The sequence below is a fragment of the Streptosporangium sp. NPDC000239 genome (assembly GCF_040300765.1).
In the GTDB taxonomy this organism is placed as follows: Bacteria; Actinomycetota; Actinomycetes; order Streptosporangiales; family Streptosporangiaceae; genus Streptosporangium.
On record NZ_JBEPEI010000022.1, the window covers coordinates 110,747 to 131,524 of the forward strand.

The 20,778-nt window shown below is 70.2% G+C and carries 24 protein-coding genes; 13 read left to right on the forward strand and 11 right to left on the reverse strand.

Going from position 1 to position 20,778, the window contains the following annotated elements; translation table 11 throughout:
• Positions 1–39 precede the first annotated feature (39 nt).
• Both ABT340_RS36495 and ABT340_RS36500 read right to left on the reverse strand, forming a co-directional pair.
• Entirely contained in the window at positions 40–540 is a 501-nt protein-coding gene (locus tag ABT340_RS36495) for a MarR family winged helix-turn-helix transcriptional regulator (protein WP_352015478.1), read from the reverse strand.
• 133 nt (positions 541–673) lie between these two features.
• Positions 674–1,813 carry an SGNH/GDSL hydrolase family protein gene (locus ABT340_RS36500; protein WP_352015479.1) on the reverse strand — a complete coding sequence of 380 codons (1,140 nt, stop codon included), beginning with the start codon at positions 1,811–1,813 and terminating at the stop codon, positions 674–676.
• Between the two features lie 360 nt (positions 1,814–2,173).
• Here ABT340_RS36500 and ABT340_RS36505 point away from each other — a divergent pair, with 360 nt between their 5' ends.
• The 3 genes from ABT340_RS36505 to ABT340_RS36515 all read left to right on the forward strand — a co-directional run bounded on the left by ABT340_RS36505 (position 2,174) and on the right by ABT340_RS36515 (position 3,904).
• Positions 2,174–3,001, forward strand: a complete 828-nt coding sequence (locus tag ABT340_RS36505; protein ID WP_352015480.1) for an SAM-dependent methyltransferase — start codon at positions 2,174–2,176, stop codon at positions 2,999–3,001.
• 103 nt (positions 3,002–3,104) lie between these two features.
• On the forward strand, positions 3,105–3,476 hold the full coding sequence (locus ABT340_RS36510; protein ID WP_352015505.1) for a helix-turn-helix transcriptional regulator: 372 nt from the start codon (positions 3,105–3,107) through the stop codon (positions 3,474–3,476).
• Between the two features lie 14 nt (positions 3,477–3,490).
• Positions 3,491–3,904: a VOC family protein gene (locus tag ABT340_RS36515; RefSeq protein WP_352015481.1), complete on the forward strand. Its 414-nt coding sequence runs from the start codon at positions 3,491–3,493 to the stop codon at positions 3,902–3,904.
• Here the strand turns inward: ABT340_RS36515 and ABT340_RS36520 are convergent.
• Positions 3,901–4,437 (reverse strand): GNAT family N-acetyltransferase, encoded by a 537-nt coding sequence (locus ABT340_RS36520; protein ID WP_352015482.1) that lies wholly within the window; start codon positions 4,435–4,437, stop codon positions 3,901–3,903. The genes ABT340_RS36515 and ABT340_RS36520 overlap by 4 nt on opposite strands.
• Before the next feature lie 91 nt (positions 4,438–4,528).
• On the opposite strand from ABT340_RS36520, the gene ABT340_RS36525 reads away from it, so the two are divergent.
• On the forward strand, positions 4,529–5,425 hold the full coding sequence (locus tag ABT340_RS36525; RefSeq protein ID WP_352015483.1) for a DUF4429 domain-containing protein: 897 nt from the start codon (positions 4,529–4,531) through the stop codon (positions 5,423–5,425).
• A gap of 4 nt (positions 5,426–5,429) precedes the next feature.
• Here the strand turns inward: ABT340_RS36525 and ABT340_RS36530 are convergent, their stop codons facing one another.
• Both ABT340_RS36530 and ABT340_RS36535 read right to left on the reverse strand, forming a co-directional pair.
• Positions 5,430–5,831, reverse strand: a complete 402-nt coding sequence (locus tag ABT340_RS36530) for a YchJ family protein (RefSeq protein WP_352015484.1) — start codon at positions 5,829–5,831, stop codon at positions 5,430–5,432.
• 34 nt (positions 5,832–5,865) lie between these two features.
• Positions 5,866–6,801 (reverse strand): LysR family transcriptional regulator, encoded by a 936-nt coding sequence (locus tag ABT340_RS36535; protein WP_352015485.1) that lies wholly within the window; start codon positions 6,799–6,801, stop codon positions 5,866–5,868.
• A gap of 148 nt (positions 6,802–6,949) precedes the next feature.
• Between ABT340_RS36535 and ABT340_RS36540 the strand changes: the two genes are divergently transcribed.
• Entirely contained in the window at positions 6,950–8,440 is a 1,491-nt protein-coding gene (locus ABT340_RS36540; RefSeq protein ID WP_352015486.1) for an MFS transporter, read from the forward strand.
• On the forward strand, positions 8,437–9,030 hold the full coding sequence (locus ABT340_RS36545; protein ID WP_352015487.1) for a cysteine hydrolase family protein: 594 nt from the start codon (positions 8,437–8,439) through the stop codon (positions 9,028–9,030). The genes ABT340_RS36540 and ABT340_RS36545 overlap by 4 nt, the downstream gene beginning before the upstream one ends.
• Here the strand turns inward: ABT340_RS36545 and ABT340_RS36550 are convergent.
• Positions 9,010–10,389: a hypothetical protein gene (locus ABT340_RS36550; RefSeq protein ID WP_352015488.1), complete on the reverse strand. Its 1,380-nt coding sequence runs from the start codon at positions 10,387–10,389 to the stop codon at positions 9,010–9,012. The genes ABT340_RS36545 and ABT340_RS36550 overlap by 21 nt on opposite strands.
• A gap of 459 nt (positions 10,390–10,848) precedes the next feature.
• Here ABT340_RS36550 and ABT340_RS36555 point away from each other — a divergent pair, with 459 nt between their 5' ends.
• Together ABT340_RS36555 and ABT340_RS36560 are read left to right on the forward strand one after the other, a co-directional pair.
• The gene (locus ABT340_RS36555; protein WP_352015489.1) at positions 10,849–11,505 is read left to right on the forward strand and encodes a response regulator transcription factor; all 657 of its coding nucleotides are present in this window, start codon (positions 10,849–10,851) and stop codon (positions 11,503–11,505) included.
• Positions 11,502–12,653 (forward strand): sensor histidine kinase, encoded by a 1,152-nt coding sequence (locus tag ABT340_RS36560; protein ID WP_352015490.1) that lies wholly within the window; start codon positions 11,502–11,504, stop codon positions 12,651–12,653. The genes ABT340_RS36555 and ABT340_RS36560 overlap by 4 nt, the downstream gene beginning before the upstream one ends.
• Positions 12,654–13,002: 349 nt before the next feature.
• Here the strand turns inward: ABT340_RS36560 and ABT340_RS36565 are convergent, their stop codons facing one another.
• Both ABT340_RS36565 and ABT340_RS36570 read right to left on the reverse strand, forming a co-directional pair.
• Positions 13,003–13,470, reverse strand: a complete 468-nt coding sequence (locus ABT340_RS36565) for a VOC family protein (RefSeq protein WP_352015491.1) — start codon at positions 13,468–13,470, stop codon at positions 13,003–13,005.
• Positions 13,471–13,538: 68 nt separating this feature from the next.
• Positions 13,539–14,453 carry a LysR family transcriptional regulator gene (locus tag ABT340_RS36570; RefSeq protein WP_352015492.1) on the reverse strand — a complete coding sequence of 305 codons (915 nt, stop codon included), beginning with the start codon at positions 14,451–14,453 and terminating at the stop codon, positions 13,539–13,541.
• Positions 14,454–14,524: 71 nt separating this feature from the next.
• On the opposite strand from ABT340_RS36570, the gene ABT340_RS36575 reads away from it, so the two are divergent.
• From ABT340_RS36575 to ABT340_RS36585, 3 genes are all read left to right on the forward strand, one after another.
• A complete protein-coding gene (locus ABT340_RS36575) occupies positions 14,525–15,094 on the forward strand; it encodes a DsbA family oxidoreductase (RefSeq protein ID WP_352015493.1) in 570 nt (189 codons plus the stop codon).
• A gap of 103 nt (positions 15,095–15,197) precedes the next feature.
• Complete coding sequence (locus tag ABT340_RS36580) at positions 15,198–15,821, forward strand: TetR/AcrR family transcriptional regulator (protein ID WP_352015494.1); 624 nt, start codon at positions 15,198–15,200, stop codon at positions 15,819–15,821.
• Positions 15,822–15,823: 2 nt separating this feature from the next.
• On the forward strand, positions 15,824–16,207 hold the full coding sequence (locus ABT340_RS36585; RefSeq protein WP_352015495.1) for a hypothetical protein: 384 nt from the start codon (positions 15,824–15,826) through the stop codon (positions 16,205–16,207).
• A gap of 7 nt (positions 16,208–16,214) precedes the next feature.
• Here ABT340_RS36585 and ABT340_RS36590 read toward each other — a convergent pair whose 3' ends face one another.
• The gene (locus ABT340_RS36590; RefSeq protein ID WP_352015496.1) at positions 16,215–17,720 is read right to left on the reverse strand and encodes an alpha/beta fold hydrolase; all 1,506 of its coding nucleotides are present in this window, start codon (positions 17,718–17,720) and stop codon (positions 16,215–16,217) included.
• A gap of 216 nt (positions 17,721–17,936) precedes the next feature.
• Between ABT340_RS36590 and ABT340_RS36595 the strand changes: the two genes are divergently transcribed.
• Positions 17,937–18,557, forward strand: coding sequence for a DJ-1/PfpI family protein (locus ABT340_RS36595; RefSeq protein ID WP_352015497.1), 621 nt, complete (start codon positions 17,937–17,939; stop codon positions 18,555–18,557).
• 429 nt (positions 18,558–18,986) lie between these two features.
• Here the strand turns inward: ABT340_RS36595 and ABT340_RS36600 are convergent, their stop codons facing one another.
• Positions 18,987–19,694 (reverse strand): SDR family NAD(P)-dependent oxidoreductase, encoded by a 708-nt coding sequence (locus ABT340_RS36600; RefSeq protein ID WP_352015498.1) that lies wholly within the window; start codon positions 19,692–19,694, stop codon positions 18,987–18,989.
• Between the two features lie 170 nt (positions 19,695–19,864).
• Here ABT340_RS36600 and ABT340_RS36605 point away from each other — a divergent pair, with 170 nt between their 5' ends.
• On the forward strand, positions 19,865–20,224 hold the full coding sequence (locus ABT340_RS36605; protein WP_352015499.1) for an STAS domain-containing protein: 360 nt from the start codon (positions 19,865–19,867) through the stop codon (positions 20,222–20,224).
• A 203-nt stretch (positions 20,225–20,427) separates the two neighbouring features.
• On the opposite strand, the gene ABT340_RS36610 is transcribed toward ABT340_RS36605, so the two are convergent.
• Positions 20,428–20,778: FG-GAP repeat domain-containing protein (locus ABT340_RS36610; protein WP_352015500.1), on the reverse strand; the 351-nt coding region annotated here is incomplete at its 5' end.

The following is a 20,778-nucleotide window of genomic DNA, read 5'->3' on the forward strand; positions in this document are numbered from 1 at the left end:
CGCGTCACGGCCCGGATCGGCCGCACCCGCTTCGCCGTCTCACTCGACCGAGACGTCCCCCAGGGACTCCAGCAGCACGCGGAGCGTCCCGGCGAGCCGTTCACGATCGTCGAGGTCCAGTGCGGCCAGCAGCCGTGCCTCGTTGGCCACGTGCAGCCCGACCAGTTCCTCGACGATCTCCCATCCCCTGGGCGTGAGCCGTACGGGCACCAGGCGGCGGTCCCTGACGTCCCTGACCCGCTCGACCAGGCCCCTGGCCTCAAGCCTGTCGATCCTGTTGGTGATCGCCCCCGAGGTGACCATCGCCGCCCGCAGCAACGCCACCGCCGTCAACTCGTACGGCGGGCCCGCCCTGCGCAGCGTGGCCAGCACGTCGAACTCCCAGTGCTCAAGCCCGTGTGCGGCGAAGAACTCCTTCAGCTCGCGCTCGAACAGCCGGGAAAGGCGCGAAATCCGGCCGACGATCCCCATCGGCCACACGTCAAGGGTCGGCCGTTCCCGCTCCCACTGGGCCAGCAACGCGTCCACCGCGTCACCCATCGCACCTCCCGGCCAGAGCGCCACGGCCCATGTCTTCCCGTCGGCAAGGGTAGCGGCGACGGGCCGTACCGGTGCGCGCCACCGGATCACATCGTGACAGGTCGTGCCGGAGGGGCCGGGAGGCGGCCTGAGGCTAGAGCTTGAGCAGGCCGAGGTCCACGGTCTCGGCCATCGCCTGGGCGCCCGCGTCGTTGAGGTGCGTGTGGTCGCCGCTGTCGAACTCGGCACGCAGGTGGTCGGGCCGCTCCGGATCCTGCACGGCCTCCGCCACGTCGAACACCCCGTCGAAGACGTCCGTGCCGCGGATCCACTCGTTGACCGTCCGCCGGATCTCCCGCACCTCGGGCGAGTCCAGCCCGGGGTAGGTCGAGTCGGCGAACGGGCCGATGGTCGCCACGAGGATCCGCAGGCCCGCCTCGTGGCTCCTGCGGGCCAGTTCGGTGAACCCGGCGACGAGTTCCCCGGCCGTCACGGGCGGCTGCCCCCACATGCCGGGCAGACCCAGGTCGTTGATGCCGAAGTTGACCAGCACGTGGCTCACACCCGGCACTTGGAGCACGTCGCGCTCGAAGCGGGCCAAGGCGTGTTCGCCGATCCCGTCGGCCAGCAGGCGGTTGCCCGCGATGCCCTGGTTGACCACCCAGCCCCGTTCCAGCCGCCGGTTCAGCAGGTTCGGGGAGCGCCGGTTGGCCCCCGTGGTCGTGCCGACCCCCTCGAACCAGGAGTCACCGAAGGCGACGGCGACCGTGGTGCCCTCGGGGGCGAGCACGTCGACCCCGGTGACGTAGAAACGCGCGCCGACCTCCCGCGCGCCGGGAAGCGTCGTCGCCGAGACGGCGTCGCCCTCGACCACGTACCCGGTCTCGGCGGGCTGGTGGGAGAAGGTGGCCAGGCCCGTCTTCTCGGGGAGGTACAGGCTCAGCACCAGGTCGGTTCCCGCCTCGACCGCCAGCTCGACCGGGTCGCTCACGACCTCGCCGCCCGCCGGGACCGTCGTGCCGTCCCGCCCGTCGAAGCGGAGCCCGGTGTCGGTCTCGGGGTCGATCTCCCCGCCCCGCCCACCGGCGGGCCGTACGGCGACGCGGGCGGCGGCGACGCTGAGCGGGTCGGTGCCGTACCGGTTGCTGAGCCGTACGCGCAGGGTGGTTCCCCCGCCGTCGAGGTGGAGGATCTGCCGCAGGGTCATGCCCGTGAAGGAGAGCGGCTGGTTGAACGAGAGCTGCGAGGGGTCGATCACCGCGGACCTGAAGGCCGCCACCCATGTCGTGGTCACAGTCGTCCCAACCCATGGTCAAACAGCCATATTCCATCCAGGAGGGCCGTGTGCCGCCGAGCCCTGGAAAGGCGAATTGATTTCCGTCCGGCATTCGCCCGTCAGGTGAATTCCGACGCCCCCGGATTTACCGGAGATCCGCCCCCGGCGGAGTATTCGAACTGATCTGCGACAAGCCGGAGCCCCGTCCCCGCCGGGGATGGCGGGCGAGATGAACCCTTCCCTACAGGCATGAAATGTTCTCATCCCGCAATCTCCTCTCCGCCCCCTTTGCGTGAAGTCGGCATATGATCGACAGGCTCTATAGCTATATGACTCGATGTCGAGCCAAAGACCGGAGGATCATCCTTGTCGGGAAACTTGGACTGGTCCAGACTCACGCCTGACAGCGCGAAGCCTGTCGACCTGCGCACCAACCAGCCGCACTCCGCCCGGGTCTACGACTACATGCTGGGGGGCAAGGACAACTTCGCGGCCGACCGCAAGGTCGCCGAGGAGGTCATGGCCCTGTCGCCCTACCTGCGGACATCCGTACGGGCGAACCGGAACTTCATGATCCGCGTCGCCCGCCACCTCGCCTCGGACCTGGGCATCACCCAGTTCCTGGACATCGGCACCGGGTTGCCGACCTCGCCGAACCTCCACGAGGTCGTGCAGCAGGTCAACCCCGACGCCCGGATCGTCTACATCGACAACGACCCCATCGTGCTGCAGCACGCCCGCGCCCTGCTCGTCGGCACCCCGACCGGCAGGACCACCTACATCGATGCCGACATCCACGACCCGCAGGGCATCCTCAACGCGGCCGAGACCCAGGACACCCTCGACCTGAGCAAGCCCGTCGCCCTCTGCCTGATCGCCATCCTGCACTTCATCCCCGACGAGAACGAGGCGCACGAGATCGTCAGGCAGCTCATGCGGCCCCTGCCGTCCGGCAGCGCCCTGGCCCTGTCGACCATCGCGATCGACGCCGCCCCCGAGCGCGTCACGTCGGCGGTCAAGGCCTTCAACGACCGCGGCATCGCCTCCAAGACCCGCACCAGGGCCGAGGTCGACCTCTTCTTCGAGGGCCTGGACATCGTGCCCCCCGGCCTCGTCCCCGTGCACCACTGGCACCCCGACGACGAGGCGCGCTCCCTCAGGGACGACGAGGTCTCGATGTACGGCGGCATCGGCGTCAAACGCTGAGCCCCGGTCGCCCCGCCCTCCCCGGGTGGGGCGGCCCGTGTCGTGGCATGCTGGCCGGGTGACACCCGAGGACCTCGCCCACCTGCGCCGGGCCCGTGACCTCATGGACCGTGAGTACGCCCGCCCTCTCGACGTTCCCGCGCTCGCCCGCGCCGCGTTCATGTCGCCCGGCCACTTCTCCCGCAGCTTCAAGGCCGCCTACGGCGAGACGCCGTACAACTACCTCATGACGCGCCGCATCGAGCGGGCCAAGGCGCTGCTGCGCCGGGGCGACCTGTCGGTGACCGAGGTCTGCGTCGAGGTCGGCTGTACCTCCCTCGGCTCGTTCAGCTCGCGCTTCACCGAACTGGTCGGCGAGAGCCCCAGCGCCTACCGGGCACGCGACCACAGCGGGAACGCCGCCATGCCCGGCTGCTACGCCAGGATCATCACCCGGCCGAGCAGAATCCGAGAAGCCCCCGTTGAGGACGCCTGAGTACGGTTTCCCCCATGGCACTCATGCTCTCCCACGTCTTTCTCGAAGTCCGCGACCAGGACGAGGCCCTCGCCTTCTACCGGGACGTTCTCGGCCTGGAGGTCAAGTCCGACGTCGTGATCGAGGGGTACCGCTGGCTCACCCTCACCACCCCCTCCCAGCCCGACGTCGAGATCGTCCTGAACCAGGTCGGCACGGTCTACCCGACCGACCGCGAGCAGCTCGAAGCCCTGCTGGCCAAGGGGGTGCTGAACGGCGTCTTCTTCAAGGCCGACGACGTCGACGCCACCTTCGAGAAGATCCGCGTGTCCGGGGTCGAGGTGCTCCAGGAGCCCATCGACCAGCCGTACGGCGTCCGCGACTGTGCCTTCCGCGACCCCTCCGGCAACATGATCCGTTTCTCCGGACCGCAGCTTCGCAGGTCCTAGGGCTCCGGCTTCCACTCCTGGGCCAGGAGACCGAGCAGAACCTGGTCCAGGAACTCGCCCATCACCCAGGCCGAGGAGCGCAGCACGCCCTCACGGACGAAGCCGTTACGCTCGGCCGAGCGCAGCATCGCGGCGTTGTCCGCCAGCGTCTCGACCTGCAGCCGTTGCAGGCCGCGCACGACGAACCCGTAGTGACACAGCACCGCGACCACGTCGGTGGCGTAGCCCCTGCCCCGGGAGGACGGCAGCAGCCCGAGCCCGACGTGCGCGGACCGGTTGTGGGTGTCGATGCCCCACAGCACCGCGGTGCCGACCAGCGCGCCGCCGTCCAGCTCCACCACGGAGAAATGGACGTTCTGCTGGTTGGTGTCGTCCACCACGAACTGTGAGTCCTTCGAACCGGGCGTGATCGGCCGCCACGGATGGCCCATGGCCCGCGAGGTGGTGACCACATCCCCGTGGAGTTCGGCCTCCAGGACCGGAATGTCGTCCTCGTGCCGAGCCCTGAGCCCTACCTTGCTTCCCCTTAGCATGCGAGTTTCCTACCCGACCAGCCCAATATGCGGCAAACCAATAAAAGTGATCGATTTCGGGTGGCCATCCGCAGGGCACTAGGCTGGCCGCATGGCGGAGATCTTCGTCCCGGACGGGTCGTGGACATTCGACGGCGAGACCCTGAGGATCGTCCCGGGTGGCGACAAGAACATCCATGAGCTGCGCAAACTCGTCGGCGAGCTGACCATACCGCTCGCCGCGATCAGCAGCGTCTCCTTCGAGCCCGCACGCAAGGGCGGCAACCTGCAGCTCCGGCTGCGGCCGGGCACCGACCCGCTCACCGACGTCGCCGCCGGACGGCTCACCGACCCCGCCGACCCCTACCGGCTGTCGATCCCCAAGGACCGCACCGGGGCCGCGGGCTACTTCGCCGACGAGGTGCGCGCCTACCTGGAGGTCGGACGGACCCCGGAGGCGCTTCCCGAGGGGTTCCTGCTGCCCGGGCCCGCCGTACCGATCTCCGCGACCGCGGGCGACGGCACGGTGAACTTCGACGGCCACACCGTCTGGCTCGACTGGACCGGCTTCGCCAAGACCGCCAAGCAGTCCGCCGGGTCCCGGATGTTCCCGCTGCGAGAGGTGACCGGCGTCGAATGGGCCCCGCAGTCGGGCATCGGCTACGGACGACTCCGCTTCCACCTCAGCGGCGTCCCCTCGGGGAAGTCCCCGGAGGAGGACCCCAACTGCATCTCGTGGGGGGTGCAGCGCTACGGCGGCTCGACCGTCCTGGTCGCCGCCGCCGTGCTCGCCCGGCTGCCACGCCGTACGGCCGTCGCGCCCACGCCGGCCCTCGACCCGAAGGACGAGCGGGAGAAGCTGGTGCGCCGGGTGGCCGAGCTGGAGAACCACGACGCCATCCTGCGCCGCCTGGGCGAACTCGGCGAACTGCGCCGTTCCGGCGTGCTCACCGAGGACGAGTTCACCTACGCCAAACAGGCCCTGCTGGCCCGCCTCAACGAGGAGTGACCCCTCAGAGCGCTCCGAGGTAGACCCAGGCGCCGCCGTGCCTGACGAACCGGCTGTTCTCCTCCATCTCCCCCGGCACGCCCCGCTCCAGGTAGTGGGCGCGGAAGCGCACCGTCCCCTCGGTGTGCACGGCGCTGCCGCCGGTGGTCTCCAGGATCTCCAGGCGCACCCAGCGCGTCCCGCCGCCGAGGTCGAGATGCCCGGGACGGGTGCTCGGGTGCCAGGTGCGCAGCAGGTAACCGGCGTCCCCCACGCTGAAGGCGCTGAACCGGGAGCGCATCAGCGCCTCCGCCGTGCTCGCCGCCGCCTCCCCCCGGTGCAGCGGACCACAGTGGTCGCGGTACGGCACGGCCGCCCCGCAGGGACACGAGGTGGCGGAGGGGCGAAGCTGGGTGCGACGTGACATTCCCTCATTGTGCCTGGCCGATTCCGCGTGTGGTTCAGCGCCGGATCGTCCAGTCCGGCACCCAGGTTCCGGCGGCGTCGTGACCGGCCGCCGTGGCGGCGAGATACGCGCGGAGGGTCGCCAGCGCGGGGTGGGGGTTGTCACGGCGCCACAGGAGCGAGTGCGGGTAGACGGGCGTGGGATCGGTCACCGGGATGCGGCGAAGACCGTGGTCGGCGGGCCAGACGAGGCGGGTCCGCTCGCTCATGAAGGTGGCCAGGGCCGGGGTGTCGGCGACGGTGTCGATGAGCACGTCGGAGCCGAAGTTCGGGCCGGTCGCCTCGATGGTGAGGCCGAACTCGGCGACGAGGTCGTCGTAGTAGGCGCCCCACTCGGTGCCGGGGACGATGCCGGGCATCCAGATCCGGTGCCCGACGAGCTGGGCCACGGTCACCGAACGGGCGCCCGCCAGCGCGTGGGCGGGGCCGGTGAGAAGCTGGAGCGGCTCGTCGAGCACCCGGACGGACTCGACGTCCTCGGGAAGGGGTCGGCCGGGCATGGCGACGGCGCGGAAGGACGCGTCGATCACGCCGGACCTGATCGCCGCGACGGCCTGCTCGATGTCGAACAGCATCACCACGTCGAGTTCGATCTCGGGATGAGCCTGGTGGAAGCCGCGCATCAGGCCCGACGTCGCACCCCGTGAGGCGATCACGTCGACGCGCAGCGGACGGCCGCCGGGACGCACGGACGCGACCGCACGCTCGGCGACCCTGAGCAGCTCCCGCGCGTGGGGCAGGAACGCCTGCCCGTCGATGGTGAGCTCGGCGCCGCGCGGCGTGCGGGTGAACAGCCGAACGCCGAGGTCGCGCTCCAGCGTGGCGACGCGCTTGGAGACGGCCTGCTGGGTGACCGCGAGCTCTGCCGCGGCCTCCTGGAACTGCCCCGCCTCCGCGGCGGCGACAAAGGTCCGGACGGCTTCTAGGTCCATGCCGACACCCTAGTGACACAACCATCGGTTGTGGCCGGGTGGCCTTCCGGTTGTTTGATCGCAGGGTGTGACTCTCGCTTTGATACTCCCGATCGCCGAACGGTTGTGCGACGGCGACCACCAGAGATGGGCGGCGGTTCGGATGGCCTTGAGAGGCAGACACCGGCTGGGACGGTCGTTCGGATGGCTCTGGGGGGCGTACGGCACCAGCGCGCTCGGCACCTGGCTCGCCTTCGGCGCGTTCCCGCTGATCGCCGTCCAGGTGTTGCACGCCGGACCCGCCGAGGTCGCGGCGCTGTCCTCCGTGGGGGCGGCGGTCGGCGCGGCCGTGGCGGTGCCGCTCGGCCCGTGGGTCGAGTTCCGCCGCAAACGGCCGGTGCTGATCGGGATGGACCTGGCGCGGTTCGCGGCGCTGCTGACGATCCCTGCCGCGTTCGTGCTCGGCGTGCTCACCTTCGTCCAGCTCCTGCTGGTCTCGGTCGTCGTCGCGGCGGCCGACATCACCTTCCGCGCCGCCTCCGGTGCCTACCTGAAGACGCTGCTGCCCGCCGAGGACCTGCTCGTCGCAAACGCCCGGTTCGAGTCCACGACCTGGACGACCACGATCGTCGGCCCCCCTCTCGGCGGTGCCGCGATCGGCCTCCTCGGCCCGGTGGCGACGGTACTGGCCGACGCGATCAGCTACCTCCTCTCAGCCCTGGGCATCCGCCTCTCCACCCCGAGCCGTCACCCGTCCTCCCCGAACAACCGCCTGTCCTTCCTGAGCAGTCGTTCCTCCACCATGAACCGTCGCCTCGACACCCCAGACGACCGCCCCTCCGCTTCGGGTGACCGTACGACGGACGGTCGGGAGCCACGGCCCGGACGCCGGGAGGTCTCACGGGCCGGGGACCTGCTCGACGGCTGGCGGTACATCCTCGCCGACCCGGCGCTGCGGCCGTTGTTCCTCAACACCGCCCTGTTCAACGGCCTGGTGATGGCCGCAGACGCGCTGCTGGCCGTCCTGATGCTCGGCCCGCTCGGGTTCACGCCGTGGCAGTACGGCCTCGCCTTCGCCGTACCCGCGATCGGCGGGCTGGTCGGCTCGCGACTGGCCCGGCCGCTCGTCACCCGGTTCGGGCAGCACCGCGTCCTGGTGGTGGCCGGGACACTACGCGCGCTCTGGCCCATCGGGCTCGTCCTCCTCGGGCCGGGCACCGGAGGACTGCTGCTGGTGATGGGCGTCGAACTCGGGCTCATCCTCTGCTGCGGGGTCTTCAACCCCGTCTACGCCACCTACCGCCTCGAACGCACCGCGAACGACCGGATCACCCGCACGCTGTCCGCCTGGGCGGTGACGACCAAGGCCTCGACGGCGCTCCTGACGGCGATCTGGGGCGTACTCGGCAGCCTGCTCGGCCCGCGCACGGCCATCGGCCTGGCCGGCGCGCTCCTGCTGGTGACCCCCCTGTTCCTTCCCCGACGCCCCGCGGCACCCCGCACCGAACCGCTCCCGTCGCTCACCGAAACGCCCACAGAAACACCTGCCGCAGCCCCCACCCGAACGCCCGTCGAAGGCCCCGCCGGATCGCCCCCCGAAGCCCCCGCCCAAGCGTCCACCGAAACGCCCGTCGAAGCCCCCGCCCAGGAGAGAAGATGACCGACACGACCCCGACGCTGGACCCCAGGACCACCGCGCTGCTCGTCATGGACTACCAGCGGGGAATCCTGGACGCGCTCCCCGACCCCCAGTCACCGCTGTCACGGACGGCCGACGCCATCGCCGACATGCGGGCGTACGGCGCCGCCGTCGCCTACGTGCGGGTCGGGTTCACCGAGGCCGACTGGGCGGCGATCCCGCCGACCAACAAACCCTTCTCCTTCCTCGGATGGCAACGCCTCATGCACCACGCGGACGCCGCGACGGACATCCACCCCCGGCTCGCTCCCGAGCCCGGCGACATCGTCGTCCGCAAGACCCGCTTCGGCGCGCTGTCCACGACGGACCTGGACCGGCGGCTACGGGATCGCGGAGTCACCACCCTGGTCATCGCGGGCGTCACCACCGGCGGCGTCGTGCTGTCCACCGTCACCGACGCCGCCGACCGCGACTACCGGCTCCACGTCCTCTCCGACTGCGTCGCCGACCCGGACCCACAGGTTCACCGGGCCCTGATGACCGGTGTCTTCCCGAGGGTGGCCCACATCATCGACACCGCGGAACTCCGCTCACTCCTGCACACGAAGTGACCGTCCCCTTCCCGGAAAGCCTTTCCCCAGGACCCTCTTCCCCGAGGCGTCCCTGCCCGGACGGAGGGCCAGGGCGGCGGCCACGCAGGCGACCGGGAAGGCGGGCAGGACGTAGCGGTTGTCGAAGTCGAGCGCCGCGACCGGCGCCACCAGCAGGAACAGCGTCACCACCCACGGCAGCAGGGCCGTACGGCGCCGCCGCAGCATCCCGAGTCCGCCCAGTAGCAGAACCGCCCCCAGCAACGGACCGTGCAGGAAGGACGGATAGGAGTAGGCCGCCAGCAACCCCGCGTACGGCTCGACGGAGGACAGCCCCCGGATGCCCGGGTCGTACTCCTGGCGAACCTTGTCGATCAGCGGGAAGTCGGGCAGTGGCCAGCTCCCCCGGGGAAAGGAGAGGGCCGAACCGACCCGCTTCGGATGGGCGACCGGAGCCCAGGCGAAGGCGAGCGAGGTGTCCGCGGCGACGTCGCGGAGATAGTCGAACGGCTGGGCGGCGATGGCGCGCAACGCGAACGACCGGGCCAGGTCGTTGTGGGAGAACCGGTCCCCGGGCAGCCGGTTGAGGGAGGCGTCCGCCGCCCAGACGTACTCGGAGGCCGCGTCGACGACCGTGCCGTTCGGGCACAGCACGGCCTCCCTCGCCGGAGGCCTGATGACCGAACAGTCGGCGAAGGTCATGGTGCGCGCCCACAACGCCACCCCGTCCGAACCGCTGAGCGCGAACCTGCCGTGGTTGGCGGCGTACCAGCCCGCGTAGGCCGTCAGCGGCACGACCCCGGCCAGCGCCAGCGCCACCACGGGACGCCATCCCGCCCGCCGTACGAGAAGGTGGAGCAACAGCAGGCCGAGCAACGGCACCGCGACGGTCCTGGTCAGCCCGGCGAACGCCGCCAACAGGCCCGCGCAGGCGGCCGCCGGGACCGTCGGCACCCGCCGCCACAGCAGAACCGTGAGCGCGGCCACCACCAGAAAGATCAACTGGGTGTCGGAGAGGACGGCGTGCTCAAGCCGTAGGAACCCGGGGTCGAACAGGACCGGCAGCGTGGCCAGGGTCGCCCCCCAGCCGGGCAGCGACCGGCGCCGCAGCGTCGCGTAGACCATCAGCGCGATGCCCAGCCCCATGACGTGCTGGACGCCCGCGATCACCACCACGCTGTGGAAGGGCCGCAGCAGCCACAGCAGGAAGGGGTACCCGGCCGGATGGAACTGCGCGGACGGCCTCATGTGCATGGCCGTGTCGAGATAGGTGAACGAGTCGTACCAGTAGAGCTGGGCGGGCCGGTAGCCGAGCATGACCAGCCCTCGTAGCGCCCCCGCGCCCACGAGGACCAGCACGAACAGCCGGTGCCGCCGCAACGCCGGGCCGTACGGCCCGCCCGGGAGCCGGATGCGCCGGCTCCGGAGCGGCCCGGACGGTGGTTCCGGCGGAGCGGGCGGGCTGTGTCCGTGTTCTCTCCGCCGCTTGACCCGTGGAGCGTCCACCGGCGTGTCCAGTTGAACTGGCGAATCTGGTGATTCGGTATCCGAAGGTGGGGAATATCCGGACTGGAACTCCGGGGGTGCGGACCGTGGGTTCGGCATCGATCACTCTCCTGTTCCCGCGCGGGACGGCTTCCGCGTCGGTGGTGGAGTAGACCCGGTGATCGATAACCTGAACGTCACCAAATTTGGTTATGGCGGCGTTATGCGTGTTCCGGGATGCTGTCCGGGCGCGCGTTCCGTACCCGCCGGGGGATTCGACCGGACGAGGTGCGCGTTCCCGCGAACCTCACGGAGCATGTGCTCCGTGCGCGCCGGGGATTCAGGGGAGGATCGTTGCGCGTTCTGATCGCCGAGGACGAGCGCATGCTCGCGGACTCGATCGCCGAGGGCCTGCGCGCGGAGGCACTGGCCGTCGACATCGCCTACGACGGCGAATCCGCCCTCGAACGGCTCGGCGTCCACGACTACGACGTGCTGATCCTGGACCGCGACCTGCCCGGAGTGCACGGCGACGACGTCTGCAGGACCGTGGTCGACTCGGGTGCCCTGGTCAGGATCCTGATGCTGACCGCGGCGGCCGACGTCCGCTCCCGGGTGGCCGGACTCTCCCTCGGCGCCGACGACTACCTGCCCAAACCGTTCGCCTTCGAGGAACTGCTCGCCCGGGTGCACGCCCTCGGTCGCCGCGCCAGGCCCGCCGACCCGCCGATGCTCGAACGCGCCGGCGTACGGCTCGACCGCGCCCACCGGCAGGTCTACCGCGAGGGCCGTTACGTGCCGCTGGCCCGCAAGGAGTTCGGTGTGCTCGCCGAACTGCTGCGGGCCGACGGGGCGGTCGTCTCGTCCGAGGACCTGCTGGAGAAGGTGTGGGACGAGCACATCGACCCGTTCACCAACACCGTGCGGACCACGATGATGAAGCTGCGCCGCAAACTCGGCGACCCACCCGTCATCGAGACCGTCCCCGGCGTCGGGTACCGCGTCCCATGAAGCCGACCGCCAGAATGCGGCTCGCGGTGGCCTGCGGCGCGGTGTTCCTCGTCATCGGCACCCTGCTGCTCACCGGGGTCTACCTCCTGGTGCGCAACAGCCTGGAACCCCGTGACGGCCTGGGCAAACCCAAGTACATCACGATGGCCGAAGGGCCCTACGACGCGAACAACCGCGAGTACCAGGTGGCCGTCAGACGGACCGAACAGGTCCGGCGTATCTACCAGCGCGACACGCTGAGCACCCTCCTCACCGTGGGAGGCGCCGGACTCGTCGTCTCCAGCGCGATAGCCGTCTGGTACGGCTGGTGGGTGGGCGGCTGGGCTCTGCGCCCGGTCCAGCAGGTGACCGAGACCGCCAGACGGGTCGCCCAGAGCCACAACCTGACCGAACGCATCGCCTACACCGGGCCACGCGACGAGGTCGCCGAACTGGCCGACGTCTTCGACACCATGCTCACCCGTCTCGCCCGCGCCTTCGACGGCCAGCGCCGCTTCGTCGCCAACGCCTCACACGAACTGCGCACCCCGCTGACCATCAACAGGACACTGGTCGACGTGGCCGTCAGACGACCCGACGCGACCGACGACCTCAAACGACTCGGTGAGTCCCTGCTGCTGGTCAACACCCGACACGAACGGCTGATCGACGGTCTCCTCGCCCTCGCCGAGGGTGAGCAGTCCGTACTCGACCGGCGTCCCTTCGACCTGTCGGACGTGGTCGAGCACGTCCTCGACCAGGCGGGAGCCGAGGCGGGGGAACGCTCGGTGACCGTGCACCGGCTGCTGGACTCCGTGCCGACCGCGGGAGACCCGGTGCTGCTGGAACGGCTCGTGCAGAACCTCGTCGAGAACGCCATCCGGCACAACCACGAGGGCGGCGAGGTGTGGGTGACCACCCGCCAGCGTCAGGACGTGGCCGAACTGGTCGTGGCGAACACGGGCCTGCCGGTCCCGCCGTACGAGATCGAGACGATCTTCGAGCCCTTCCGCAGGCTGCACGGTGACCGGCTACGCTCCGAACGCGGCAGCGGTCTCGGCCTGTCCATCGTCCGCGCCATCGCCGACGCCCACGACGGCACCGTGACCGCCCGCCCCAGAGAGGAAGGCGGCCTGACCATAACCACCGAACTCCCCAGCCCGACATGACACCTCACCGCCGATGTCCCTGAGCCCTTCCCCGCACGCGGGGAGCACGATCACCTGTCGGCGGACCGCCCGCGCGCCTTGGAACCATCCCCGCGCAGAAATGGTCCCACCTCCGGATCCGCGCCGCCGGCCCGCTCCACGTGCTCCCCGCGCATGCGGGGATGGCCCTGATCTCCTTGACACTGCTGGCCGAATCCCCGCGCACGCGGGGATGGTCCCAACCCGGCCGGTGGCGCCCGTGGTGGCCTGTTGTGCTCCCCGCGCACGCGGGGATGGTCCACGTCGGCTGCCGTCGCTGCGCTATGGCCTTCTCGGTCCCACCCCCTGTCGCGCGCCGTACTCGGCCCGTTCAGAGGTTCACCGCTGACGCGGTCTCCTTCAACTCCGTCTCGTCCATGTGCGCGACCCGGCTGGTGAAGAACCAGGAGTGGCCGAAGGGATCCTCCAGTTCGACCTGCAGGTCGCCGTGGAACTGCATCTCCACCGGCCGGATGACGCGTGCGCCCGCGGCGACGGCCCGTTCGGCGAACGTCTCGACGTCCGTCACGAAGACCATCAGGTTGATCGGGGTGCCGCCGATCGTCTTCGGGCTGCGGAAGCGGTATTCGGGGTACTCGTCACGCAGCATGAAGACCGCGTCGCCGATCCGGAACTCGGCGTGGGCGACCTTGCCGCCCTGGCGGGGGATCTCGATGCGCACGTCGGCGTCGAAGGCTTCCTTGTAGAAGGCGATCGCCGCCTTGGCGTCGTGCACGTTGAGGTAGGGGACGCCGCCCCTGTACTCCTCGGGGATGGGGTTCTGCTTCGTCGTTGTCATGACTCCATCCTTGGCACCGCGCCGACCTGCGACAACGACGAGATCCGAAACGGTCGCTAACCCCTGGGTTATCGATCGAGCCCGGTCAGGAGAAACGATTGGCGATCGAGTTCGGCCAGGAGGAGTGCGAGGAAGGACCGCACCCTGCTGGTCTGGCCGCCGACCGGCCAGACGGGCCCGTACTCGATCGGCGGCATGTCGGCGATGGGCACGTAGACGATGTCCGGCCGGGCGTGGTACCGCGTGGCCTGGCCGCCCACGACGGCCATTCCCGCGCCGCCGCTGACCAGCGTCAGCAGTTCCTGCCGTGAGGTCAGCACCTTCTCGCGCTGGATCGGACGCCCGCCGGGGGTCTGCGGCGGGATGAGCGTGTCCAGCAGGTAGGCGGGGGCGTCGGCGGGCACGAGCACGGTGTCCCTGGCGAGGTCCTCCACGGTGACGCTGTCGCGGCGGGCGAAGGGGTGCCTGGCGGAGACGGCCAGCATGCGGGGGTCGTGCAGCAGCGCGGGCCCGCTGGACAGGTCGTTCTCCTGGACGGGCAGCTCGGTGATCTGCAGGTCGAGTTCGTCGTCTCGCAGCGCGCGGAACGCCTCCGACAGGTGCACCTCGCGGATGCGCACCTCGCAGTCCGGATGGCGGGCGCGGAACGCCTCCCCGGCGGCCATGATGGCCTCTCCGACCAGGGGGCTGGAGAAGCCCACCCGCAGGGTGCCGGTGAAGCCACGCCCGGCGGCGACCGCCTTGGCGATGCCCTCCTGAATGCGTTGGTATCCGGCCTGCACGTCCTCTCGCAGCGCGTTGCCGACCGGTGTGAGCGCCACCTGACGGCTGGTCCGCTGGAACAGCGCGACGCCGAACCGGCGCTCCAGCTGCTTGATCGTCTGACTCACCCGGGCACCGCTGACGCCCAGCCGCTCGGCCGTACGGGCGAAGTGCAGTTCCTCGGCCAGGGTCAGGAAGATCTCGATGTCACGCCGTTCCATAACCCACAGGTTAGCGATCGTTGCGAAAGCCGTCGTTGTCGCAGGTCAGGGCAGCGACAAGGCTGAACACCATGAAGAACACGGCACGTGTGGACATCACCCTCGACGTCATCTGCATCTGGTCCTATCTGGCCTTCACCCGGTACCGACGAGCTGCCGCCCGCTTCCGCGCGGAGGGCGGGCACGTCGATCTGACGATCCGTTCCTGGCAGGTGGAGCCGGGGGCCGTGGGCGGCCGGTCCAAGCTCGACCAGAGCCTGGACCGATTCGGTGAGAGCGGGGTGGCCCGGGTCAACGCCCTGGCCGCGGCCGAGGGCGTCCCGCTGGCCTTCGCCAAGGCGGTGACGGCCGACACCCGCCACGCCCACCACCTGATCGCCATGGCCGCCGACCAGGGCCTGGCCGAGGTCGTGACCGCGCGGCTGTTCCAGGCCCACTTCGTGGACGGAGCCCACATCGGCGACCTCGGCGTCCTGCGCGCACTGGCGGCGGAACTCGGTGTGCGATGGAACGAGACGGTCCCCGTGCTCTGGGCTCGTGACGTCACTGCCGTTCCGGTGTTCCGCTTCGACGGCAAGCCCGCGCTCAACGGCGGCTCCCTGTCGGAGGAGGTCCTGTACGGCCAGCTGGCCGTCCTCTAGCTCGAAGGAACCGGTGGGGCCGTACCGCTTCCGCCGACAGTACGTCTCGGATCTCCTTCCCGGTCCTGTTGGTTTTTTCGACCGTTCGGTCTAACTTTGGACCATGAGGTCGAAAGAATCGGGGAGTCCTTCTCGTACGCGGCGGGCTCGGCGGGAGGATCTGATCGCCGCCGCCGTCCGGGTGATCAGCCAGGACGGTTACCCGGCCGCCTCGTTGGAGCGGATCGCGCGGGAGGCGGGGACCAGCAAGGGCACCGCGCTGTATCACTTCGCCTCGAAGGAGGAGCTCTACCAGGCGGTCGTCACGACGCTGTTCGAGGACGGAGCGGCGTTCATGGCGGAGCGGCTGCGGGCCGCGAAGACCCCGACCGAGAAGCTCCGCACCTACATCGAGACCAACCTGCGCTTCATCACGCTCAATCCCGCGCACGCCGGAGCGACCCAGCGGATCATCGAGAACTCCGGCGCCGTCCAGGTCGTCCAGGTCGAGGACGCCGCCGCCCCGCTTCGGCGGCTGCTGGAGTCCGGCCAGGCCAGTGGCGAGTTCACCGTGTTCGACGCCGAGGTCACCGCCCTGTCGATCCGCACCGTCATCGACGGGGCGGCGTTCTACTTCCTCGCGCGTCCCGAGTTGGACCTCGATCACTACATCAGCGAGATCGTCGCGCTCTTCCTGCGGTCTGTCAGGCCGGTTCCAGCCGCTCCCACCGCCGATTCGGAGGAATGACCATGCCTGTCTCCCCGCTGCGCACGGCCAAGTTCCTGGTCGTCGCCTACGCCGTGTTGAGCGTGCTGACCGTCGCGGCGATCGCCGTCCTGTCCTCCGTGGCCCCGTCCCTCGTCACACCGCAGGCGTGGGTGCGCGGTGTCATCGTGGCGGCGACGTCGGTCCTCACCTTCGTGTTCGCCCGTCGCGCCCAGCAGGGGGGTGGCCGGGCGCTCCTGCGCCTGCGGATCGTGCTCGTCGTGATCCTCGTCGCCCTGGGCGGGGTCGTGCTGTTCCTGGCGCTGCCGGCCTGGATGGTCGTGGAGCAGGCTGTGTGCGGGGTGTTGCTGCTCGTGGCGGCGGTGCTCGCCTTCCGTGCCTCCCCGGTTCCGGCGAACGGACCGTGAAAGGAGGTCAGCAGACCGTGTTCCGCGGGGGCGTCCTGCGGTCTGTGAGGTAACGGTCGATGTGGTCGCGGGCGCAGGCGTTGAAGGGGTAGAGCGTGTGTCCCGGTCCCTCGTGGCGGATGGTGACGCTGCCCGGCACCTGCCGTACGACCCGGGCGGTCATGGCGGACTCCACCCACGCGCCCGCGCCCAGCAGCGGCGGCAGGCCACTCGGCAGGGGCTTCGGCGGGTTGGTCGTTTCCACCGGCCAGCCGACGCAGGCCAGCGCCCCCGCCGCCAGGGTGAAGGCAGCCCCGGTGTCCGGTGCGATCCGGCGTAGCCTGGTCAGCGCCGCCGCCGTCTCCGCGCGGTCGCGGAAGCGTGGCCAGTCGAGGCATTCGGTGACGGGGGTCGTGAGGTCCGGATAGCGGGCGCCCCGCAGCGGGGCGAAGCCCGAGGCGTCACCCCTGAGGGCGTCCTGGACGGCCCTGCCGAGGGCGGGCCACTGCTCCTCCCCCGCCCTGGCGAGGCCGAGCGCGAAGCTCCGCAGGTCCTGGGCGTCGTAGGACGCCTCGACCCGGCGGGCCGCGATCGGCGCGTGTTCCGCCTTCGCGAGCAGTCTGCGCCAGTCGCGGGCCGCGTCACCCAGGGGGCAGGTGTCCTCGCCGTCACACCAGTCGAAGAAGCGCCGCATCGCCGCCTGGTTGTCGCGGGCGGACTCACCGACCTCCTTCAGCCAGTCGGCTTCACTGTGGTTCACGGTGCCGTCGAGCACCATCGTGCGTACCCGGGCGGGGAAAAGGCGGGCGTAGGCCTGGGCGTACAGGCCGGCGTAGGAGGCGCCGTAGAAGTTGAGTCCCTCCTCGCCGAGGGCCTGCCTGATCGCCTCCATGTCACGGGCGTGGTCGGCCGAGCTCATGTGGGCGAAGAACTCCGGGTCGCCGTGGCGGCAGGCCTGGGCGTATCCACGGTTGGTGTCGGAGAGCCTGCCGAAGTCGGCGTCGTCGGCCGGGAACTCCGGGTAGGGAACGCGGGTCCAGACGCACGGCAGGCCGTCGCTCCGGCCGCCGAACTGCTCGCCGTACCCCCGGGTGTCCCAGGTGACGACGTTCATGCGGGTGCGCAGGTTCGCCCAGATCTCCGCATGGGCCTGGGTCGTGGCGATGCCGGGGCCGCCTGGCCCGCCGTACGCGATGAGGACCGAACCTTCGGCGGTGCCGGTCGCGGGCAGGCGACCGAGCCGTAGTGTGATCTTGCGTCCGTCGGGTTCGTCCCAGTCGAGGGGGACCGCGAGGTCGGCGCACTCCAGTTCGCTCTTCTCACCGGGGCAGGACCGCCATTCAAGAGCGGCCCCACGCACCGAGGCCGCCGTCGGGAGCGTCTCCGAAAGCGCCGCCGAGCCCACCGCAGGAAGCCCCGCCGAGCCCACCGCAGGAAGCCCCGCCGAGGCCGCCGTGGGAAGTGCCGTCGAGGCCGGGAGCGCCGTGGCGATCGTCAGCGCGACCGTGGCGCCGGACATCCATCGTGTGATCATGCCGCCCCACGCTAGGGACGCCGTCCCACCCGGTCTGCCCGAGAAAGTGGACGTTTCCGCTAACGAAAGTTGACACTCCGGCCCTGTCATACCGCGCTTGGATTCCGGCCCGGCCCGCGCTCCCTTTCCCGCCGTACCGCGAAAAAACGATTTTTTACGGCTGCGCCACCCGGCCCCGGGGAAATCCCCGAGCGGGTGATGGCTATGCTGCGGCGCATGGACATCGTGATCCCGCTTTTCGACGGCTTCGAGCCGCTCGACGCGATTGGACCGTATGAAATCCTCGCTTACGTGCCCGGCGCGACCGTGCGGTTCGTCACGGCGGAACCCGGGCTGGTGCGGGACGTGCTGGGATCCCTCCCGGTGCACGTCCCGACCGGATACGCCGAGGTCGAGCGCTGCGACGTCCTGCTGGTTCCGGGCGGGGGAAGCTTCCAGGCCATGGTGGCCGACGCCGCCTTCCTCGACTGGGTGCGCCGGATCCACGCCGGGACCCGCTTCACCACCTCCGTCTGCACCGGCGCCCTGGTGCTCGGCGCGGCGGGCCTGCTCGACGGCCTGACCGCCACCACCCACTGGGCCGCGACCGCCGCCCTGGAGTCGTACGGCGCGACCTACACCTCCGAACGGGTGGTCAGGCAGGGCCGGGTGATCACCTCAGCCGGGGTCTCCTCCGGCATCGACATGGCCGTACGGCTGGCCGCCCTGCTCTCCGACGAGGTGACCGCCCAGGCGATCCAGCTCTACACCGAGTACGACCCGCAGCCGCCCTTCGACACCGGTTCTGTGGCCAAGGCCCCGGCCGAGGTCCTCGAACGGGCCCACACCCTGCGCTGACCGCTCCCTGTTTGTTTCCCGGGCCGGGAAAGCGTCCCACCGGTCCGGGAGAACCTTCTGCGGCCCCGAAAGAACGCCGGAAGGACACCGGAAAAGCACCGGAACAAATCCACCGTTTCGGTTTCTCGATGGCGTGTCGTTCACCCGCAACGCAACTTTTCGTTTTCCTGACACGTCCATTCCGGTGACGAAGACATTCCGGGGGACGAAAGGAAAAGCGATGACGCCTTCCCGTGGACTCGCTCTGTTCGCTCTCACCGCCGCGACAGCGCCCCCGTCGTGGCAGCGGCTCCCGTCATCACGGCGGCTCCTGCCGTGGCGGCGGCTTACGGCGGGCCGGTGACCGGGGCATCCCCGAGACCCCGGTCACCGGCCCTGCCGGACGTGACGCCGGGCGCGCGTCACCAGGGCAGCGTCACCAGGGCGGCGTCACCAGGGCAGGGGGCCGTCGATGTCGAAGTAGCCGCCGGTCGGTCCCTCGGGGCCCACCTGGGCCATGCGGACGATGATCTCGGCCCCCTCCTCGACGGTCTGGTGGCCGGTGCGCCCGTTCAGGTCGGTCGCGGTGTAGCCCGGTTCGACCGCGTTGACCCGCATCCAGGGGAACGCCTTCGCGAACTGCACAGTGATCATGTTGACCGCGGCCTTCGAGGCCGGGTAGGCGAGTCCCGGGTAGGCGTACAGCGGTGTGCCCGGGGTGGCGACGCCGCTCAGCGAGGCCAGGCCGCTGCTGACGTTGACCACGACCGGGGCGGACGAACGCCGCAGCGACGGCAGGAACGCGTGAGTGACCCGCACCACGCCGAAGACGTTCGTCTCGAACACCGTCCGTGTCATGTCGCCGGTGGTGTCCGCGGTACCGACCACGCCGCCGTCCGGCAACCGCCCTTCGACACCGGCGTTGTTGACCAGTACGTCCAGCCCGCCCTCGGCCTCGACGACCTTCGCCGCGGCCGTGACGGACGCCTCGTCGGTGACGTCGATGAGAACCGTCCGCGCGCCCAGTTCCTCCGCGGCCCGGCGTCCTCGTCCTGCGTCCCGGCTGCCGATGTAGACGGTGTGACCTGCCGCGACGAGCCGGCGTGCGGTCTCCAGGCCGAGTCCCTTGTTCGCTCCGGTGATCAGCGTTGTCGTCATGCCCCCATGCTCGGGCCCCGCCGTACGGTCGACCAGTGGACTCGTCGTCCAGGGACCGCCGATCCCGGGAAGTCCGGGCTTGGGCGGGGTCCGTGGAGGCGGTGGTTCCGAATACCTGGTAGGACAGGGGGAACGTCCGCCTGTGAGCAGCGGGCCTAAGAGGAGTTCCGATGTCACCGGAGAGCACGAGCGCACTGTCCGTATCGTCGGGCTCCCACGGGGACGCCGTGGTGGTCCGCGCGGTCGGCGATCTCGACTACGACTACGCGCCGGTGTTCCGGCGGCAGCTCGCCGAGCTCTGGGGCACCTCCCCCGCCCCCTGTCTCGTCATCGATCTCAGCGGGCTCACCTTCTGCGACTCGACCGGGCTGGCCGAGCTGTTGTGGGTGCTCCAGCGCAGCAGGGAGGCGAAGACCCGGCTCGTCCTGGCCGGTGCGAACCGTACCCTGCGCCACATGCTGGCCGTCACGGGACTGCTGACGTTCTTCGAGCTGGCCGACTCGGTCGAGGACGCCCTGGAGGGACGCTAGGGCCTGGGCGGATTGGACATGAGTGATCAGATCCGGCTCGGCGCAGGGAGTCCTGGTGGCAGAACCCCTCGGGGTGCGCGGGCTGACCGACCAGCGCCGCGAACGCGCCCGGGGCCGCAGCGAAAAGGGCGTCCGCCTCGGCGGACGCCCTCTGCCACACGCTGCGTGATCACCCGATCCGGTGAACGTTTCCGGTCACCGCACTAGCTACCGCTGTTCCAGGACGCGGCGAGGTCGGCCTTGCCGTCGTTGTTGAAGTCCCCCGCCAGCCACGCCGTGGAGTCGGCCCAACCACCCGCATGCGTCGCCCAATGCCTACGCGTAAAACTCGAACCAGTCGACTGACTCACCGTGATCGTATTCGTGCCACCATCGTTCCAGATAGCCGCGATATCGGCCTTCCTGTCACCGTTGAAGTCACCGGCAACCCACTTCTGACTGGGCGCGTCGATCCAACCGCCATCGCTGTTACTCCACTGACTCCACCCCGGAAACCGCGAACCATCAGAGAGATAAACCGCAGTGGACAGCGTGCCACCGTTGTTCCAGGACGC

Excerpts from the sequence above, each read along its gene's own strand:
- ABT340_RS36495 (WP_352015478.1), bottom strand. The coding sequence starts at position 540 with ATGGGTGACGCGGTGGACGCGTTGCTGGCCCAGTGGGAGCGGGAACGG.
- ABT340_RS36510 (WP_352015505.1), top strand. The coding sequence starts at position 3,105 with ATGGACCGTGAGTACGCCCGCCCTCTCGACGTTCCCGCGCTCGCCCGC.
- ABT340_RS36515 (WP_352015481.1), top strand. The coding sequence starts at position 3,491 with ATGGCACTCATGCTCTCCCACGTCTTTCTCGAAGTCCGCGACCAGGAC.
- ABT340_RS36520 (WP_352015482.1), bottom strand. The coding sequence starts at position 4,437 with ATGCTAAGGGGAAGCAAGGTAGGGCTCAGGGCTCGGCACGAGGACGAC.
- ABT340_RS36525 (WP_352015483.1), top strand. The coding sequence starts at position 4,529 with ATGGCGGAGATCTTCGTCCCGGACGGGTCGTGGACATTCGACGGCGAG.
- ABT340_RS36530 (WP_352015484.1), bottom strand. The coding sequence starts at position 5,831 with ATGTCACGTCGCACCCAGCTTCGCCCCTCCGCCACCTCGTGTCCCTGC.
- ABT340_RS36535 (WP_352015485.1), bottom strand. The coding sequence starts at position 6,801 with ATGGACCTAGAAGCCGTCCGGACCTTTGTCGCCGCCGCGGAGGCGGGG.
- ABT340_RS36545 (WP_352015487.1), top strand. The coding sequence starts at position 8,437 with ATGACCGACACGACCCCGACGCTGGACCCCAGGACCACCGCGCTGCTC.
- ABT340_RS36560 (WP_352015490.1), top strand. The coding sequence starts at position 11,502 with ATGAAGCCGACCGCCAGAATGCGGCTCGCGGTGGCCTGCGGCGCGGTG.
- ABT340_RS36565 (WP_352015491.1), bottom strand. The coding sequence starts at position 13,470 with ATGACAACGACGAAGCAGAACCCCATCCCCGAGGAGTACAGGGGCGGC.
- ABT340_RS36570 (WP_352015492.1), bottom strand. The coding sequence starts at position 14,453 with ATGGAACGGCGTGACATCGAGATCTTCCTGACCCTGGCCGAGGAACTG.
- ABT340_RS36575 (WP_352015493.1), top strand. The coding sequence starts at position 14,525 with ATGAAGAACACGGCACGTGTGGACATCACCCTCGACGTCATCTGCATC.
- ABT340_RS36580 (WP_352015494.1), top strand. The coding sequence starts at position 15,198 with ATGAGGTCGAAAGAATCGGGGAGTCCTTCTCGTACGCGGCGGGCTCGG.
- ABT340_RS36585 (WP_352015495.1), top strand. The coding sequence starts at position 15,824 with ATGCCTGTCTCCCCGCTGCGCACGGCCAAGTTCCTGGTCGTCGCCTAC.
- ABT340_RS36590 (WP_352015496.1), bottom strand. The coding sequence starts at position 17,720 with ATGATCACACGATGGATGTCCGGCGCCACGGTCGCGCTGACGATCGCC.
- ABT340_RS36595 (WP_352015497.1), top strand. The coding sequence starts at position 17,937 with ATGGACATCGTGATCCCGCTTTTCGACGGCTTCGAGCCGCTCGACGCG.
- ABT340_RS36600 (WP_352015498.1), bottom strand. The coding sequence starts at position 19,694 with ATGACGACAACGCTGATCACCGGAGCGAACAAGGGACTCGGCCTGGAG.
- ABT340_RS36605 (WP_352015499.1), top strand. The coding sequence starts at position 19,865 with ATGTCACCGGAGAGCACGAGCGCACTGTCCGTATCGTCGGGCTCCCAC.